Origin of the sequence: Rummeliibacillus pycnus (assembly GCF_044359855.1) — a bacterium.
Lineage (GTDB): Bacteria > Bacillota > Bacilli > Bacillales_A > Planococcaceae > Rummeliibacillus > Rummeliibacillus pycnus_A.
Genome location: NZ_CP132291.1, coordinates 2,340,692 through 2,357,832, shown reverse-complemented (window position 1 = coordinate 2,357,832; position 17,141 = coordinate 2,340,692). Strand labels below are relative to the sequence as shown.

At 35.1% G+C, this 17,141-nt stretch carries 18 protein-coding genes and 1 riboswitch; of the genes, 10 read left to right on the top strand and 8 right to left on the bottom strand.

Features of this window, described 5'->3' with window-relative positions; genetic code table 11:
- The first annotated feature begins 111 nt into the window (after positions 1 to 111).
- The 5 genes from Q8X41_RS11485 to Q8X41_RS11465 all read left to right on the top strand — a co-directional run bounded on the left by Q8X41_RS11485 (position 112) and on the right by Q8X41_RS11465 (position 5,007).
- A complete protein-coding gene (locus Q8X41_RS11485; RefSeq protein ID WP_397536479.1) occupies positions 112 to 276 on the top strand; it encodes a hypothetical protein in 165 nt (54 codons plus the stop codon).
- 53 nt (positions 277 to 329) lie between these two features.
- On the top strand, positions 330 to 752 hold the full coding sequence (locus Q8X41_RS11480; protein WP_397536478.1) for a GyrI-like domain-containing protein: 423 nt from the start codon (positions 330 to 332) through the stop codon (positions 750 to 752).
- Between the two features lie 279 nt (positions 753 to 1,031).
- Positions 1,032 to 1,808, top strand: coding sequence for a tyrosine-protein phosphatase (locus tag Q8X41_RS11475; RefSeq protein WP_397536477.1), 777 nt, complete (start codon positions 1,032 to 1,034; stop codon positions 1,806 to 1,808).
- 564 nt (positions 1,809 to 2,372) lie between these two features.
- The gene (locus tag Q8X41_RS11470; protein ID WP_397536476.1) at positions 2,373 to 3,884 is read left to right on the top strand and encodes an MDR family MFS transporter; all 1,512 of its coding nucleotides are present in this window, start codon (positions 2,373 to 2,375) and stop codon (positions 3,882 to 3,884) included.
- A 250-nt stretch (positions 3,885 to 4,134) separates the two neighbouring features.
- Positions 4,135 to 5,007 carry a DMT family transporter gene (locus Q8X41_RS11465; protein WP_397536475.1) on the top strand — a complete coding sequence of 291 codons (873 nt, stop codon included), beginning with the start codon at positions 4,135 to 4,137 and terminating at the stop codon, positions 5,005 to 5,007.
- 86 nt (positions 5,008 to 5,093) lie between these two features.
- Here Q8X41_RS11465 and Q8X41_RS11460 read toward each other — a convergent pair whose 3' ends face one another.
- The 7 genes from Q8X41_RS11460 to asnB all read right to left on the bottom strand — a co-directional run bounded on the left by Q8X41_RS11460 (position 5,094) and on the right by asnB (position 10,232).
- Positions 5,094 to 5,531, bottom strand: a complete 438-nt coding sequence (locus Q8X41_RS11460; RefSeq protein ID WP_397536474.1) for a GNAT family N-acetyltransferase — start codon at positions 5,529 to 5,531, stop codon at positions 5,094 to 5,096.
- Positions 5,532 to 5,736: 205 nt separating this feature from the next.
- Positions 5,737 to 6,273 (bottom strand): hypothetical protein, encoded by a 537-nt coding sequence (locus tag Q8X41_RS11455; protein WP_397536473.1) that lies wholly within the window; start codon positions 6,271 to 6,273, stop codon positions 5,737 to 5,739.
- A gap of 70 nt (positions 6,274 to 6,343) precedes the next feature.
- Positions 6,344 to 6,658: a DMT family transporter gene (locus Q8X41_RS11450; RefSeq protein ID WP_397536472.1), complete on the bottom strand. Its 315-nt coding sequence runs from the start codon at positions 6,656 to 6,658 to the stop codon at positions 6,344 to 6,346.
- Positions 6,658 to 6,996, bottom strand: a complete 339-nt coding sequence (locus tag Q8X41_RS11445) for a DMT family transporter (protein ID WP_397536471.1) — start codon at positions 6,994 to 6,996, stop codon at positions 6,658 to 6,660. The genes Q8X41_RS11450 and Q8X41_RS11445 overlap by 1 nt, the downstream gene beginning before the upstream one ends.
- A 55-nt stretch (positions 6,997 to 7,051) precedes the next feature.
- Positions 7,052 to 7,151: riboswitch (guanidine-I (ykkC/yxkD leader) on the bottom strand.
- A 50-nt stretch (positions 7,152 to 7,201) separates the two neighbouring features.
- A complete protein-coding gene (locus Q8X41_RS11440) occupies positions 7,202 to 7,543 on the bottom strand; it encodes a GIY-YIG nuclease family protein (protein WP_397536470.1) in 342 nt (113 codons plus the stop codon).
- Positions 7,544 to 7,561: 18 nt separating this feature from the next.
- A complete protein-coding gene (locus Q8X41_RS11435; RefSeq protein WP_397536469.1) occupies positions 7,562 to 8,317 on the bottom strand; it encodes a DUF2087 domain-containing protein in 756 nt (251 codons plus the stop codon).
- 76 nt (positions 8,318 to 8,393) lie between these two features.
- On the bottom strand, positions 8,394 to 10,232 hold the full coding sequence (asnB, locus tag Q8X41_RS11430; protein WP_397536468.1) for an asparagine synthase (glutamine-hydrolyzing): 1,839 nt from the start codon (positions 10,230 to 10,232) through the stop codon (positions 8,394 to 8,396).
- A 247-nt stretch (positions 10,233 to 10,479) separates the two neighbouring features.
- Between asnB and Q8X41_RS11425 the strand changes: the two genes are divergently transcribed.
- The 3 genes from Q8X41_RS11425 (at position 10,480) to Q8X41_RS11415 (ending at position 13,955) form a co-directional block, all read left to right on the top strand.
- Positions 10,480 to 11,409: a 1,4-dihydroxy-2-naphthoate polyprenyltransferase gene (locus tag Q8X41_RS11425; protein WP_397536467.1), complete on the top strand. Its 930-nt coding sequence runs from the start codon at positions 10,480 to 10,482 to the stop codon at positions 11,407 to 11,409.
- 201 nt (positions 11,410 to 11,610) lie between these two features.
- The gene (locus tag Q8X41_RS11420; RefSeq protein WP_397536466.1) at positions 11,611 to 12,966 is read left to right on the top strand and encodes an MATE family efflux transporter; all 1,356 of its coding nucleotides are present in this window, start codon (positions 11,611 to 11,613) and stop codon (positions 12,964 to 12,966) included.
- Between the two features lie 125 nt (positions 12,967 to 13,091).
- Positions 13,092 to 13,955, top strand: a complete 864-nt coding sequence (locus Q8X41_RS11415; RefSeq protein ID WP_397536465.1) for a putative RNA methyltransferase — start codon at positions 13,092 to 13,094, stop codon at positions 13,953 to 13,955.
- 36 nt (positions 13,956 to 13,991) lie between these two features.
- Here the strand turns inward: Q8X41_RS11415 and Q8X41_RS11410 are convergent, their stop codons facing one another.
- On the bottom strand, positions 13,992 to 14,465 hold the full coding sequence (locus tag Q8X41_RS11410; RefSeq protein ID WP_397536464.1) for a VanZ family protein: 474 nt from the start codon (positions 14,463 to 14,465) through the stop codon (positions 13,992 to 13,994).
- Between the two features lie 136 nt (positions 14,466 to 14,601).
- On the opposite strand from Q8X41_RS11410, the gene Q8X41_RS11405 reads away from it, so the two are divergent.
- Both Q8X41_RS11405 and Q8X41_RS11400 read left to right on the top strand, forming a co-directional pair.
- A complete protein-coding gene (locus Q8X41_RS11405; protein ID WP_397536463.1) occupies positions 14,602 to 15,591 on the top strand; it encodes an SEC-C metal-binding domain-containing protein in 990 nt (329 codons plus the stop codon).
- Between the two features lie 193 nt (positions 15,592 to 15,784).
- Positions 15,785 to 16,786: a GTPase gene (locus Q8X41_RS11400; protein ID WP_397536462.1), complete on the top strand. Its 1,002-nt coding sequence runs from the start codon at positions 15,785 to 15,787 to the stop codon at positions 16,784 to 16,786.
- Positions 16,787 to 17,141 lie beyond the last annotated feature (355 nt).

Sequence of the window (17,141 nt, the reverse complement as noted above, 5' to 3'; positions counted from 1 at the left end):
TAGTAACAGTACGTAAATATTCTGGTGAATGAAGCGGGACAATCAAAATTGACGAAATTACCTTAGAAGTTAAGAAATGACATTCATTTAGGTGATGGAGGCAAGAATCCAATGAGACTATTCGTGTTTTATCTAGGGCTGGTATTGTTAATAGTGGGCTTAGCATATCCACTAGGTATAGTGGAAACGAATATTTTTAAATATATGTTATACATTGGCATCATTGTTTTTGGCATCGGAGTATTATTATTACCGGGTAAATTTAATCAAAAATAAATTGATAAAGACTTTAGGTTTCTGAAAGCATGTTGTTTGGATGAGGTGAGTAGATGTTCGCACGATTCGAGGAGATAGAAGGTTTTATAGTAAAGGGCTTCGCAGTAAAAAACGGAGGGCGAGCAGACATTCCAGTTCAATGGAATAAACTTGAACAAGAATTAGATGTAGTGAATCTGCGACCTAAAATTACTTATGGCGTTTGTATTTCGATGGGTGATGAGGGGTTACACTATGTAGCAGGATTAGTGTCTAGTGCTGTCAAAGGAATTAACGCCCCAGACCAAGTTTTAGTTTCAGCAGGCCGTTATCTAGTAGGAATCGTGGAGCATGGAATAGAAGACATTCCAGCAAGTTTAGAAGCGTTATTGAATGTTAAAGGAATTAACTTTAGGCATGCTCCCTGCTTCGAAAAATATCACTTTTATGATGAAGCAGAAAATAATGAGATTGAACTATGGGTTCCAATTGAATAAGACTTTCAAGAACAACTATATGGTTATCCAATGGAGCTGTTCTAAAAGGATAACTCCTTTAACAATGCATTGAAACTGATGATATGAATAAGATATTTGAATCAAAAAGAATTCGCGGCATTCCTTCGGGAAATGGAGCGAATTCTTTTTGTTACCATGAATTTACCATATTATTCTATCCATTTATTAAACCATGGACTTTTTAGGTAATTCAATTTTGTTAATAAACTCCTTTTAGAGTGCATACATGGTAGTCTGTTATTACTAGGGGGTGTAGTGTTGAAAAATAAGATAATAACTAATCCATTTGAAAAAGTTATGAACTTTAGAGATATGGGTGGCTATCAAACAGAAGATGGAAGAAACATTAAGAAAGGTGTTTTTTATCGTTCAGGTGATTTATCGAAAATGACTGCCAATGATAAAGCTGTATTTGAAACGCTCGGTATTCGAACGATTTTCGATTATCGAGATCACGGTGAAGCAAAAGTAAAGCCGGATCCAGTATTTGCAAATGTGGTGAATATTCGTATTCCAGCTAAAGGCAATGTAGGATTTGAAATGCCGACTGTGACGTTAAAAGATATAGATAACCGAGAGTTTCTGCAGAAGATCAACGGAGAAATTTTCACTGAAATGTACAGCCAAATGGCTTTCAATAATCCTTCCTATCAAAAGTTAATGGAGATCGTCCAAGAACCAGACCAGTTAGGATTGCTACATCATTGTGCTGCTGGAAAGGATCGTACAGGTGTAGGCGGTGCCTTAATATTGCTTGCATTAGGGATACCACGCGATACGATATTAGTAGATTATTTATTGACGAATGATTATATGAAGCCTATGAGAGATGCGATGATTCCGATTTTGTCTCAGCATTTAAATAAACAAGAAATGCAACAGTTTGGGGATATTATGAGTGCAAAAGAAAGCTATTTACAAGCTGTTTTTCAAGCAATTGATCAAAATTATGGAGATACGGATCGATATTTAGAAGATGAATTTGGCTTGGATTTCTCTAAACGTCAACGATTACAACATTATTACTTAGAATGATAGAGAAGGGATGTCTCAGTGTATAGAAATTTATGAGACATCCCTTTAAATTTTAGGCGCATATTATGAAAAATCATTTAGTGGAATCATTTTTATAATGTAAAACTCATATGAAATATACGAACATGTAATGATAAAATGATAACCAATTTTGTTAATCGTGGAGCGAAAGACGGCGAGTCCTCGGAAAGCGAAGCTAATTCCACATCATGCAGATGCAAATTAATACTATTAATAATCGCTTTTAAACACTTTAAAGTACCTTAATTGTAGTGACAAGGAAATTGAAGCCAAGCCCGTGGAAAGCGCCGTCTGTAGCGGAACATCCAAATCTGAATAGCGAAAAGTAAATGTGTTGAAATGTTCGTATTTATAAACCGAAAACAGATTTATGAGATGGATTCAGTAAAATAAGAAAAAATTTATTGTTTTGCCATTTTTTATTGATTTTTGCATATGAATTGTTTATTGTTCTTTGTGTGAATATATGAAATAATAATTCTTTCTTTTATTACTGTGGAGTAAAAGGGAAACGACAATGATTAAGCTTAAAGGGGAAATGAAATGAAAACCGATAAAAGTAAACAGAAATTTATTGTTGCTGGACTGTTGCTTACAATTCTTATGTCATCTATGGACAATACCATCGTAGCTACAGCAATGGGAACAATTGTCGGAGACCTTGGAGGCATGGATAAGTTTATTTGGGTAACATCTGCTTACATGGTTGCTGAAATGGCGGGCATGCCGATTTTCGGAAAACTCTCAGATATGTTCGGTCGAAAACGATTCTTTATTATGGGTTTAAGTTTATTTATGCTTGGATCAATTTTATGTGGTACAGCTCAAAGTATTGAACAGTTGAGTATATACCGTGCAATTCAAGGAATTGGTGGCGGGGCTTTAATCCCCATTACTTTTACCATCATGTTTGATATTTTCCCTCCAGAAAAAAGAGGGAAAATGGGCGGGCTTTTCGGAGCAGTTTTCGGGTTATCTAGTGTATTTGGACCTTTGCTTGGAGCGTATATAACAGACTATATTAGCTGGCATTGGATTTTTTATATCAATCTGCCACTAGGAATTCTTTCTCTCGTTCTCATTTCGTCATATTATAAAGAATCGCTTCAACATCAGAAACAAAAAATTGATTGGCTGGGTGCTATTACACTTGTTGGAGCAGTCGTCTGTCTAATGTTTGCCCTTGAATTGGGGGGCAATAAATATGCGTGGGATTCAATCAATATTATTAGTTTATTTTCAGGATTTTTTGTTTTATTTATTCTATTTATATTTGCTGAAAGAAGGGCATCGGAACCTGTTATTTCGTTTTCAATGTTTAAAGATCGGATATTTGCTGCAAGTACCATATTAGGTCTATTTTATGGAGTAGCTTTTATAGTTGGTTCAGTATATATCCCAATTTTTATTCAAGGAGTAACAGGTGGTAGTGCAACTAACTCAGGACTAATCTTGTTACCTATGATGCTAGGGGTCGTAGTGTCTGCTCAAACGGGAGCTATCAGTGCGGCAAAGTTTGGTTATCGAAATGTAATGCTAGTCTTCGCCATTATTTTTGTTACAGGAATATATTTGTTAAGTACAGTGTCTGCTGACACTACAAGAGCGACAGTGACATGGTATATGATCATTGTTGGTCTAGGTACTGGTGCTTCTTTTTCCGTTTTAAATATGGCGGCTATTCATAATATTGGACCTGAACAGCGTGGTTCTGCAAATTCAACCGTTTCATTTGTCCGTCAATTGGGAATGACAGTGGGGATCACTGTATACGGCATTATTCAGCGTAATGTCTTTTCAGACAAAATGAAAGAGGCCTTTCATGGGGGAGGAAATACATTTAATGGCTCGAGTGACCCCCGTGCCTTGCTTTCTGAACAAGCTCGAGCAAATATCCCAGAACCTGTGCTTAATAAAATTATTCATGCACTTGCCTATTCCATTAGCTACACTTTTTCATGGGCGCTCATCCCTGCTATTTTGGTAGTTCTCTGTGTTTTCTTACTGACGAACGACCGTTTAGTAGGTGGTGAAAGAGCTGAGAAGAAATCATAGGTTCCAAAGAATGAGTAAGTTATTCTTTTTTTGAAATCCATTTTCAGGTAAATTAGAAGAAACGTGATGCCTAAGTTTTTATTCAACTTGGTCGTTACGTTTCTTCTTTTTAAGTCGATTGAAATAATGGTTTATATATGTGCTCTTAGTAGAATGCAAAAAATTTAGATGGATAAAAGCATAAAAGATGTTATGATTATTTAATAATTTAGAAAATAATTAAAATTATGTAAAGTGGGGGATTTTAAAGTTGAATATAGCAGCGATGTTGAAGATGACGCTAGCAATGGCTATCTTCGGATCAATTGGGTTTTTTACGGTTAATACCGGAATTCCTGCAGAAGAACTTGTTTTCATACGTTGTATATGTGCAACTCTTATTCTTGGTGGCTTGTGGTTTTTTTCAGGTAGCTATAAGGAAGAGAAGTGGTCACGTAAAGAAGTGGTACAAACTATTATCTGTGGAGTATTTTTAGTTTTAAACTGGGTATTTTTATTTAAAGCATTTGATGAAATGTCGATCTCTGTGGCAATTTCAATTTATAATTTAGCTCCTATTTTTGTACTGATTTTAGGTAGTTTGTTTTTAAAGGAAAAAATGACAGTAACCTCTATACTAGCAGTAATTATCTGTTTTTTAGGAAGTGTACTGATTATCGGAATGGAGCAATTCACATCATTATCGGCGTTGTTTAATTCTGGTTTTGTTTGGGCTATGCTTTCGGCAATTTGCTATGCGATGACAATGTTTGTTGGAAAAGGAATCACGCAGTTAAGTGCTTATGCATTGACCTTTATTCAGACAACTGTTGGGATTGTAATGCTATTACCATTTATGAGTTTTGGTGTTTTTCACGGTTTAACGGGATGGAATTGGTTTTATATTTTGGGGACGGGCTTGATACATACAGGTTTTGTATATTATTTATTCTTTGATAGTCTCCGTAGTTTACCTACAATTATTGTTTCAGCATTAGTATTTATGGATCCGGTTGTTGCAATTTTACTTGATATTTTGATTTTAGATTTCAGACCAACAATGTTGCAATCACTTGGTATTGTGCTAATATTCGGTGGTATAATTTATACTTTAGTGAAGCCAAGTAAAACAGCAACAGATTAAAAAGGGCACTCAATATAATTTTGAGTGCCTATTTGCTTATCCCGCAATAACGGGCGTAAGATCCCCACCACTGATGGAAGTTTCACTTATGCGAATGTTTTAACCATTAGTACATGCTCAATACCAGCGTCTAGGAAAATATCAGATTTCACTTCGTAGCCTAATTTCTCGTAAAAGCCTTTTGCTTGTAATTGACCATCTAACTTTACCTTAGGCGCGCCAAGTTCTTTTGCTTTGTCTTCTAAGGCTTGTATGATGATTCGGCCAATGCCATATGAACGATATTCTTCTAATACAGCTACACGTTGTAGTTTACCAACACCATCAACTAATCGTACTCGACCAGTACCGATTGCTTTGTTGTCATCAGTAGTTACGAGGTAGTGATAGCATTCTCCATCAAGATGGTCATAAGCATCAATTTCTTCCTCTTTAGGAACCTTTTGTTCTTCTACAAAAACTTTCATACGAATATCAAATTCTCTTTGTAAATCTTCTTGTGTTGTAATTTCAAAAACGTTCACTTATATCTTCCTCTCTCATTTTCAGTCTATACTATTTTTATTACTAGAATCATAAGAAAATTTAGATTACTTCATTGCATATTATATATGAAAAAACACTGAAAGTAGAGTTGTAAATATAAAAAGGGATCTGATTTTAAATCAGATCCTGAGGTGTTTTCCGCGTATAAACGGACAGTAAAACTTCAGCAGAGTGAATTTCACTTTATTTTTTAGATATAAGTTCGTAAGTTGTCTTCCCTTTAACTATGGTTTTAATGATGCCTGCATTTGGAGCCATATAATAGCTTGTTTTATAAGTGCTACTATAAATGTGTAAAACCTTTTTAAATGTGCCAGCTTTAACTTTTATCGTTTTTGTTTTGGATTTGACTTCCCAAATATCTTTCGAACCCATCATGCCGTTATCCCACTTTTTCCCGACCTTAATAGGTAAAGGTAGGAAAAATCCTACATCAGATTCTGGATAACCTTCATAATAAATATCAGAACGTTGATTTTCAACAAGTTGATATTTCTCAGTAACTTTTGAACCCCTTTTTTGGGTTATATTCCAATACTGTCCGTATTGATCTTTAGATGAATATTTGTAAATAATCGTATTATTTCCGCTCTTGAATGTGTACGTTTTGTTGGTACTTTTAGTGTAATTTATTGTTTTTGCACTTATAGGAAATGCACTAGAAAGGTTAAAGCTGATAGCAATGGCTAAAGTTAATAAAATCTTACACAAAGACTTCATTCAGAATACCTCCGAAGTTTTTTCTTAACGTTATCATAGACATATATAAATGACAATAAATTGTTATACACTAAGACAAAAGTTTTAGGCCTATTGCAGAAATTAAAATCATTAAGATAAATAAAATTCGCTTCCAATCTTTTGATTCACCAAAGAAGATCATGCCGATTAAAGCCCCGCCTGAAGCCCCTATACCAGTCCAAACAGCATATGCAGTACTCATTGGAACTGAATTCATAGCATATGACAGCAATGCAAGGCTTAATGCAAAACCAAGAATTAAGAACAGTATGATCGAGATTTTTTTTTCTTCCTGCCAGCGATTCATCATCGCTACTCCAAAAACTTCACAGAATCCAGCTAAAATGATTGCAACCCAAGCCATTATGCAGCACCTTCCTTTGTTTCATGCGTAGTGACTGTTTTTAACCCAATAACACCAACTAATAATAGAGATAATAGCAAAACTTTAGCTATACTTAGTGACTCACCGAAAAAGAGAACATCGACTATGACTGTACCTGCAGTCCCCAATCCGGTAAAAACGGTATATACTGTTCCGACTGGTAGAAAACGTCCTGCAAGTAATAATAGATAGAAAGTAAAGACAACAGCAAATGCTGTACCGCTCCAAGCTAAAATACTATGTGAATGTTTCAAACCAACGACCCACATTATTTCAAATAAAACTGCTAGTAATACAATGATCCAATGTTTGTTCATGAATATCATCCTTTCTACATAGAAAAAGCCTAAGAGATTACTGAATTAACCAGTCATCTCCCAGGCTTTTGTCCTTCCGTGGCATAGCAACAAGGCTATGTGATTTCTCTCGGACCAGACCAAGTATTAATTGCGGAACCCTAGAAATCATTGTCGCTATTTAGTTGTCTTTATCGTAACAAATAAATTAATACGTTTCAATAAATTAATTGTAACCTTTGTCTCCAAATGGTTGAAGCTGTTCAATCCACTTTTGTTCAAGTTTTTCCAGTTCCCTTTTCTCGTCAAAGTAACCTTCTTCGGGTTTCTTTAACATTTCGACAGTTTCAATAGTGAAGGCATCGGAACCAAATTCATTCCATTCGTTTTGTAATAATGGATTTAAACAGGTATTCGTCATTAGCATAAATTTTAACCCGTTTAAACGTTTTAAATTATTAAAACTACCAATATATACTTTACCATTTTCATTATTTGTAATTTTAAAGACGCCCGATTGAATAGGGATTTCTTTGTATTGTTCTTTCAGTTCTTTTTTTTGATCCATAGTATAAACCTACTTTCTTCATTTTTTAATCCAATATGCACTACCATCTTCTTTGCGATCCATAAATCCGTATTCGATTAGGCAACGGCGAATGAGAACGTAATCTTCATCGTATGTTTTTAAGATGGCGTTCAATTCTTTTTCTGTGAAAGTTTTATCTTCTGGAAAATGCTTAACAATTTCACGTAGTATTACAATTTTATGTTTTTCTTTTTTAGGAAATCTTAAAATATGCGCATTCGTACCGTTTGGAAAATATTTTGCAATAAGTTCTTGTTGTTCATCATTGGTGATATTGTATCGATCGTCGACCATTGTTGCAGTTGAGTGAATAGGTACAAATTCAGGAGTTAGGGTATCTTTTTCTTTTAATAATTCCATCATGGCTAAAAAGGTCTTTGCTTGTCGCTCTTTTTCCTTTAATGCAAAGCGATGTTGTCGAATGGTGGATGCACTACCGATTTCAAGTTCTTTTTGTATTTCACTATCTGTTTTACCAGCATAGAAAAGACGGAGTAAGTTACTTTGATGTTCTGTTAAACCGGTCATCTTCTTATTTAACCCGATAAGATAATCAAAAACAGATTTGTGTTCGTCATTAATGTGTGTTTGCATCATTTTTTTTGCTTCAAATAATTGATTGTTGTAAGGATAGATGATCCCTTTTTCTATGTTTTTATTGCAAAGTATGCAAGTATAGCAGTGTTCATCTTCCAAATATCCTTTTTTAAGTTCTTGAATAGAAGCATGTTCAAATAGTTCTGTGCTCTTCATTTTCCATCACCTTTTATAAACTTTTTTATATTTGTTCGTGTATTTATAAACATAATATAATTTCGTTTACAAAAAGTCAATTAGTTAAATTGATGTTGTAGTCTTCAAACCAAATATGGGTCTGAATTAGATAGGCGAGTAATTGAGGTCCTGTCATTAGTTGACCGAACCAAGGGGCAGTAAAGGATGAACCTCCAGAATCAATCAGGGAATCGAGTTGTTCTTTGTTAAAGAACTCGAGAAGTACAGAGTTTTTATTTTGTAAGATTGATGACAGCCATTTTCCGACTCCATCTGTATAGGCAGGATTATGCGTTTTAGGATATGGATTCTTTTTTCGGTAAAGTACTTCTTTTGGTAATAAATCTTCCATAGCTTTACGTAAAATACCTTTCTCCATATTTCCCGTATTTTTAATTTCCCAGGGAATGTTCCACACATATTCGACAAGGCGATGATCAGCGAAAGGTACACGTACTTCAAGACCTGTACGCATTGTTGTGCGATCTTTGCGGTCGAGTAATGTCGTCATAAACCACGTTATGTTTAAATAAAATAGTTCTCTTCTTTTTGCATCTTCAAGTGATTCGCCATCCAACATTGGTGTTTCTTTAGAGGACACTTCATATGCTTCTCGAACATAGTCCTCTATATTTATTTTTTGTTGCCATTCTGTACGAAGTAAGTTAATACGTTCTTTTGTAGACCGGATCCATGGGAATCCGTCTGCTTCATTTGCATAAAACCATGGATATCCGCCGAAAATTTCATCTGCACATTCGCCTGATAAACTTACTTTAAACTTATCTTTTATTTGTTTACTAAACCACAATAAGGAAGAGTCAATATCCGCCATTCCAGGCATATCTTTTGCGTATACAGATTCTCTCAATTCTTTTATGAGTGTTTCTTGTAGAATAACTTCTGAGTGGTGTACGGTGTGGAAAGTTTGCGACATTTCATTAATCCAGAAAGTATCGTCTGATCGTTGAAAATCATTCGCTTTGAAGAATTGTGCGTTGTTTTCATAATTGATGGAGTAAGTATGGAGAGGGAAATGATCAGTATTTGCAAATTTGTTTGCAGCAATAGCTGTAATAATGCTAGAATCCAGCCCACCTGACAATAATGTACAAACTGGCACATCTGATACGAGCTGTCGTTCCACAGCATCTACGACTAAGTCTCGAACATTTGTAACGGTATCGTCAAAGGAATCTTCGTGTGTTTTACTTTTTACATTCCAATAACGGCTTATTTTCAGACCGTTTAAGTCGTATTTTAAGAGGTGTCCTGGGCGAAGTTCTTGAATATGTTTATAAATTGTTTTGCCAGGCGTATGGGAAGGTCCTAATCCAAAGAGTTCAGCTAATCCTTCGTGGCCTACAGTTGCGGAGACATCTGGATGAGCAAGTATTGCTTTTATTTCTGAGGCAAAAAGTAATTGGTTATTCTGAGTACTATAATATAAAGGCTTTACACCTAGGCGATCACGGACAAGTAGTAAACTCTTTTCAGCAGAATCCCAAATACCAAAGGCGAAAATACCATTAAGCTTTTCAACGCATTGTTCACGCCACTCTATATAGGAAACGAGCAAAACTTCGGTATCTGATGTTGTATAGAAATGATATCCTCGTTGTTGTAATTCCTTTCGTAATTCGTCTGTGTTGTATAGTTCTCCATTATAAGTAATTGTGTAATAGCGCCCTTTCTTTTCATAGCTCATTGGTTGTTTGCCACCTTCAAGGTCAATAATTGCTAGACGCTGATGACCAAAGCCAATTGGACCGTTACACCAAATCCCCTCTGCATCTGGGCCACGTTGCTGGAGTGTTTTCGTCATCGTATGTAATAAGGACAATTGGGATGATAAATCTTTTTTAAAGTCACACCAGCCTGTAATTCCACACATATTCTCACATCCTTATCAATTTGTCACTTTGCATTATATGTAAAAGTAACGGAAAAATAGCATAAAAATTAAATGGAGATTAAAAAAATTATGGCAACGAAATGCAAGGGCTTTCAAATTTTAAGGTGTTTCTTTAAAAGGATTACATTCAGCTTAAATAGCATTTCAAAGAATTCTCTTTTGGCACGGAAGAAAAAAATCGGGTAAGATAGAATAGTTGTATATAAAGATTGAAAGGAAGTAGATTATGAGTAACAATCGTAATCAACAAATTGAAGAGATTAGTACTGCGAAGCTTATGTGGCAATTAACACGTCCGCATACGTTAACTGCAACATTTTCTCCAGTTATTTTAGGAACAGTCCTAGCGATGTTCGATGTTCAAATTGACTGGTTATTATTTATAGCAATGCTTGTATGCTGTTTATGTCTTCAAATTGCAACGAATTTATTTAACGAATACTACGATTTTAAACGTGGTTTAGATACAGCAGAATCTGTTGGGATTGGTGGAGCTTTAGTGCGCCATGGTACAAAACCTCAAACCGTATTAAACTTTGCATTATTATTATATGCAATCGCTGTTGTATTGGGCGTTTATATTTGTATGAGTAGTAGTTGGTGGCTTGTAGCAATTGGTGCTGCTGGTATGGCGGTTGGCTATTTGTACACTGGTGGCCCATTCCCTATTGCCTATACACCTTTTGGTGAGTTATTTGCGGGGCTTAGCATGGGATTTGCCTTTGTCTTGATTTCTTATTTTATACAAGCTGGAAGCATCAGTACAACTAGTCTTCTTGTATCAATACCTGTAGGAATATTAGTTGGTGGCATTAATATGTCTAATAATATTCGCGATATTAAAGAAGATACTATTGGTGGTCGAAAGACATTAGCAATTCTTCTTGGTCGTGACAAAGCGATTAATATGTTAGGATTATGGTTCGTTGTAGCATATGTATGGATGATTATTTTGATTGTGATGGGCATTGTGAGCCCTTGGCTTTTAGTAGTACTTATTAGTATCCCAAAACCAATAACAGCTATTAAAAGTTTTAAAGAAGGAGAAAAAGAACCAGCTAAATTGGGACTTGCTATGAAATCTACTGCAATGACCAATACTTTCTATGGTTTACTTTTATCAGTAGGCTTATTATTAGGTTATTTTTTCTCTTAAATTACATTAATCTTCGCAAAGCGCTTTCATATAGACAGGGCAAAAAGAACGAGGGAAATATACTTGTTTTTACTTCAAATTCGCCGAGGAATCGGCGGATTTTTTTTTCTTAAACGATAGCGTGGGTGTTTATGATGTGATAGTATACAATTTGTTTCAAAAATTTGAAAGTTGAAGAAAGGTGATGAAGTGGAAGAAGTGATGAAAGAAAAACAGTTGAAGGAAAAGTTAAGCTTATTCCATTTAACATGGCCAATTTTCTTAGAAGTGTTTTTATTTACGTTGATGGGTGTAGCAGATACTTTTATGCTTAGTGCATTAGCTGATGATTCAGTAGCAGGTGTAGGTGCAGCTAATCAATTTATTCAAATAACTATTTTAATCTTAGAAGTAATAGGTAACGGTGCTTCTATTGTTGTAGCACAATATCTAGGCTCAAAGCGCTATGAAGAGGTCCCTAAGATTGCAGCGGTTGCCATTACAATGAATCTGGCAATTGGTGTTGTTTTAAGTTCACTTTTTGTATTTTTCTCTAAGCAAATGATGATAGCGATGAATTTGCATGGTAATGTACTTAATTATGCAGATCATTATTTATCCATAATTGGGGGAGGAATATTCCTTCAAGCGTTGATCAATGCAACGGCAGCGATTGTACGTGTTCATGGCTGGACCAGACAAACAATGTATGTGTCTGTTGCGATGAATGTATTACATATTGTCGGAAACTATATTTTGATATTTGGTAAATTCGGGTTTCCAGAGTTAGGTGTACAAGGTGCCGCCATTTCGTCTGTTGTTAGTCGTGCTATTGCACTTGTTGTATTCTTCTGGCTATTATACCGGGCATTAGAATTTAGAATAGATTTCAAATATTATCTAGCATTGCCAAAGGAATATATTAAGAAGATATTAGCTATTGGTGTACCATCAGCTCTTGAGCAAGTACTTTATCAAGGTTGTCAAATTACATTTTTATATTATGTTACTTTTTTAGGTTCAGAAGCTTTAGCTGCTCGCCAATACGCTTATAATATTTCAATGTTTACGTATTTATTTGCAATGGCCATTGGATCTGGAACGGCAATAATAGTGGGGCGGTATGTTGGAGCAAATCGCAAAGATGATGCTTACAATCAACTATGGATTAGTGTGAAGTGGGCAATCTCTTTTACACTTTTGATGGTAGCGCTCGTGATGATCTTCCGTTATCCGCTTATGCGGATATTCACAGATAACCCGGAAGTTATTAAAATCGGTGCATCTGTATTGCTATTGAGTATTTTACTGGAAACAGGCAGAACGTTTAATATTACGATTATTAATACATTAAGAGCGGCTGGTGATGCGAGATATCCAGTCATTATAGGTTTCTTCTCAATGGTTTGTATGAGCTTAACACTGGGATACTTATTAGTATTCCATCTTCATTTAGGTTTAGTAGGAATTTGGCTTGCAATAGCTGCTGACGAATGGTGTCGTGCGATTTTAGTTTTCTTTAGATGGAAGAGTCGTAAATGGGAACGCTATGCACTTGTTTCACCAAATAAAGATTAAAAGTGATATATAAAGCATTAACAAAGATGAACACCAACCACTTAGTTGGTGTTTTTATTGTATTTTCTATCAATGTAGAGTTCAGTGTATACTAATGAAAGAAGAAAATTAATCGAGGTGTTTTTGTGGGATTGTCGAAAAAAGTGGCAAGTGCCAATTTTATGCGAGAACAGCAAACAATCTTTGCTTGTCCCGTATGTCATGAGCAAATGACGGTTACAGAGCAATGTGTTGTAACTTGCGAAAATCGACATACATTTGATGTAGCAAAACAAGGATATGTGAATTTTATGACGCATCCTGCAACATCCATGTATGGTAAAGAATTGTTTGAAGCACGTAAACAGATAATTGAAAGTGGACTCTATTTGCCAATGCATGAAGCTGTAATGGATTCGTTGAAAACGTTTGGACAGGATCTTACTGTATTAGATACAGGCTGCGGTGAAGGCTCACATTTAGCAATGATTAAAAATCAATTTGAAGAAACAACAGATAATAAGATTGTTGGAGCAGGAATCGACATTGCAAAAGAAGGAATTATTGCAGCAGGTCGAAATTATGAAGATATGATCTGGTGTGTTGGAGATTTAGCGAAAAGTCCATTCCAAGAGTCTAGCTTTGATGTAATCTTAAATATTTTATCCCCAGCAAATTATACGGAGTTTAGACGACTGTTAAAGCCAGAAGGAGTTGTGGTGAAGATAGTTCCACAAAGTGGATATCTTCAACAATTACGAAAATTGTTTTTTGCAGATTCCGACAAAGAATCCTATTCTAATGATAGTACAGTTGAACGTTTTAAAGAAAACTTTAGCGAAGTATCAGTAGAGCGTATTACACGAACTGTCGAAATCGATCCTACACTCGTGCCAATGCTGATGCATATGACACCAATGGGGTGGCATCAAAAGGTGGATGCAGATCAAAATAATGTAACAGAAATAACAATTGATTTGGATATTTTAATAGGTAAAGTATCATTATAAAAATGCTTTCAAATAATATAAAAAATCCACAAAAAATTAAACTTTTGTGGATTTTCTTTTTATGAGCATACATATGCATTGAAAAATAATTAAAAATGTAATAGCACCCGTCGTATCCAACATAACATCTTGAAAGGAAGCTGTACGACCAGATGTGAAATATTGATGTATTTCATCAGTTGCTGCAAATATACATGTCATAACTGCAGATATGATAAATCGATACTTCAGTCGAGGAAGAGCAATATAAACTGCTAACCCTATAGCTCCAAATGTACAAAAATGAGCTAACTTTCGGAATAAGAATTCCAAGAAATAATAATATCCTCGTGAATCTACAGAAATTTCCATGCCATAATAATGAAAATGCAGTAATGATAATAGTGGCTTTAGAGGTTCGTTTGGAAGATACTGCTCTAATGTTGGTACGATTGTCTGCTGCTCATAAGTTTGACTTGAAGAGATAAAAATAGCCAATAATAATATGAGAAGTGGAATATATTTTTTCATATAAAGAACGTACCACATGTATACACTTTTTTCATGGGTCTTCATATATAAATTACGCTTTTTAAAGAGAACTTTTGATAATGCAAAAAAAATGATATGCTAAAACAGCACTTAATAGAATAAAGGACGTGTTAAAATGCCAGGACGTAATGATCCATGTCCATGTGGTAGTGGTAAAAAGTACAAAAAATGTTGTGCTTTAAAAGAGGCTGTAACAGTTGAAGAGGTTTATGCGGAAGAACTAGAAAGAGTTTTGCAGACTTTCTATGATGTCTATCCTTTAAGAAAAGATTATAAAGATTTTGTTGAAATAGCAGATAAATGGCAAAAATCTATAGGTGAATATTTAGTAGAAGATATGATTGAAGCCATCGTATTGGATTCTTTCTTCTTCCATGAGCGAACGGATATTTGGACAGGATATTTGCAAAAAACCAAAAAGGAAACAGTTCGCCCTTCTACATTAGCTGTACTTGAAACATGGGATCATCCAACAATGATGGTTGCTAAAGTAATGGATGTTGAAGAGAACTATATGGTCGTACAAAACATATTAACAGACGAGATTGTTCACCTGCGTCGTGAGGGAGAAAAGCCAATTCCTGTAGATGTCCATGTATTTTGCTTCATTTTACCTGATGGCTCAAACAAGGAAAAGTATTACCTTGCTGTATCTAGTATGATATTCTTCCCAAAAGATCATCAAGAAGTGTTCGAAAAATTAACAGCTGACTTTAAAGAGCAATATCAACTTGACGAAGAATTTTGGAAAGAACATTCTTTAAGCTTCTGGAAAAGCCTTGGTGAAAATGGTTTTGAAGGCGGAGAATTCACTGATTTCGAAGCAGATGTATTTTTACAAGTTCTTGGGTTTTTAGAAGCTCGCGGTCGTGATCATAAAACCGTATTAGAAATTGTTGAAGATTATGTTGTTGAACGTCAACCTAAAGCACGGAAAGCTGTTGCTATTGCAGCAGGTGCTATTCGTTTTGGTGGAGAGGCAGGTCTTTTCGAACCAATCGAAATAACGGTTAAAGAATTAGCAGAAGAATTCGGAGTTTCGACGTCATCATTAAACAAATATTATAATGAACTAAAAGAATATTACGCAGAAAAAAAAGCCTAAATTTTACTTGAAAGTTATCGAGCCTATTCTAAAATAATTGACTTATTTTAGAATAGGCTATTTTTTTGTTTTAGGGAGTTCAAGAAAGTATTAATATTTCAGGTATTAGAAAGTACTAAAAAGTAAAAAATTGCAATCCTTTATCAAATCATATAGTTTAATTATAAGAACTATATGCGATAGGAGTGTAATTATGAGCGAATTTAAACCATTTACTGATGAAGAATTCGATCGGATTTTTGCCGAAAAATCAAAAGAAGTAAATGATCAACTTGAAGAAGAAATCCTAATCGCAATGATTGGTGATGTGAATGCAGGAAAGTCATCAACGGTTAACCGATTAATGGATAAAGAAGTAGCTCTTGTTGGGGCAAAACCAGGAGAAACACAGCAGATAAAAAAATATAGCTATCAGGATAAGATTATTTTTGTGGATACCCCTGGCCTTGATGATATAAAAGCAGAGAATTCTGCCGTAACGATGAATTTCTATCAGCAGGCAGATATGATTTTGTTCTTTTTAAATGCTGCTGGTACTGTGCTTTCAGATTCAGAGTTAGCTTCGTTAAAGAAAATTAGTGAAGTAAATAAAGATATCATTATTGTACTCAACAAAATTGATGCAGCTGATGATATACCTAGTCTTGTAAAATATATACAGGATCATACAGGATATGCTTATCCCGTTACTCCTATTTCGTCACGTACAGGTGAAAATATGGAGATGCTGCAAAATAAGATTTTGGAGCTGTTAGAAGGCAAAAAAAAGGAAGTACTGATGGCCAAGCATATGGCGGATAAATCAGCGACTGCAAAGAAGTGGATTCTTGGTGCGGGCGCTTCTGCAGCGGCTATCGGAGCAGTGCCTATTCCAGGGGCAGATTTTATTCCGCTAACAACCTTGCAAGTGGGGCTAATGGTTAAATTGTCCACGCTATATGATAAGCCTGTTTCAAAAGACAGAGCAAAAGAGATGGTAGTAGCTACAGTTGTGGGGAATATAGGTAAAACGATATTCCGACAAATTGTGAAGTTTATACCAGCGGCAGGGACAGTAGCAGGAGCTAGTGTAGCAGGAGCAATGACTATTTCTCTTGGCTATGCTGTGAAATACGCATACGAACATGATATGGAACTGGATGCCAAGGCATTAAAACCGCTATATGAACGGTTTTTAAAAGAGCAGAAGAAATAAATTATTCTACAAAGATGTTCAGATATATTCAATGAACGAAAGAGTGTGGGGCTAATAAGTCCTTTTCAATTCAAGTAAGAAGGCTGATTAATAGTGAGTTATTCATTCACTTTTGGTAGCCTTTTTTATTTTGCTCTGTTATACATGATTGTTGATATTTGAAAAGAATCGTTATTTTTACAGCGCGATGCTCATATAGCGTGAGAAAACTGCGCTTAGCATGTTGGCACTATAGATAAAAAATCAACAGTATCCATACCATAGTCTTGTTTTAACGTGGTAGGATACGTTTTAAAAAAAGAATATTTAGAATTTTTAGTACAGTTATGTTAAAATATATTAATCTTGAACTTCC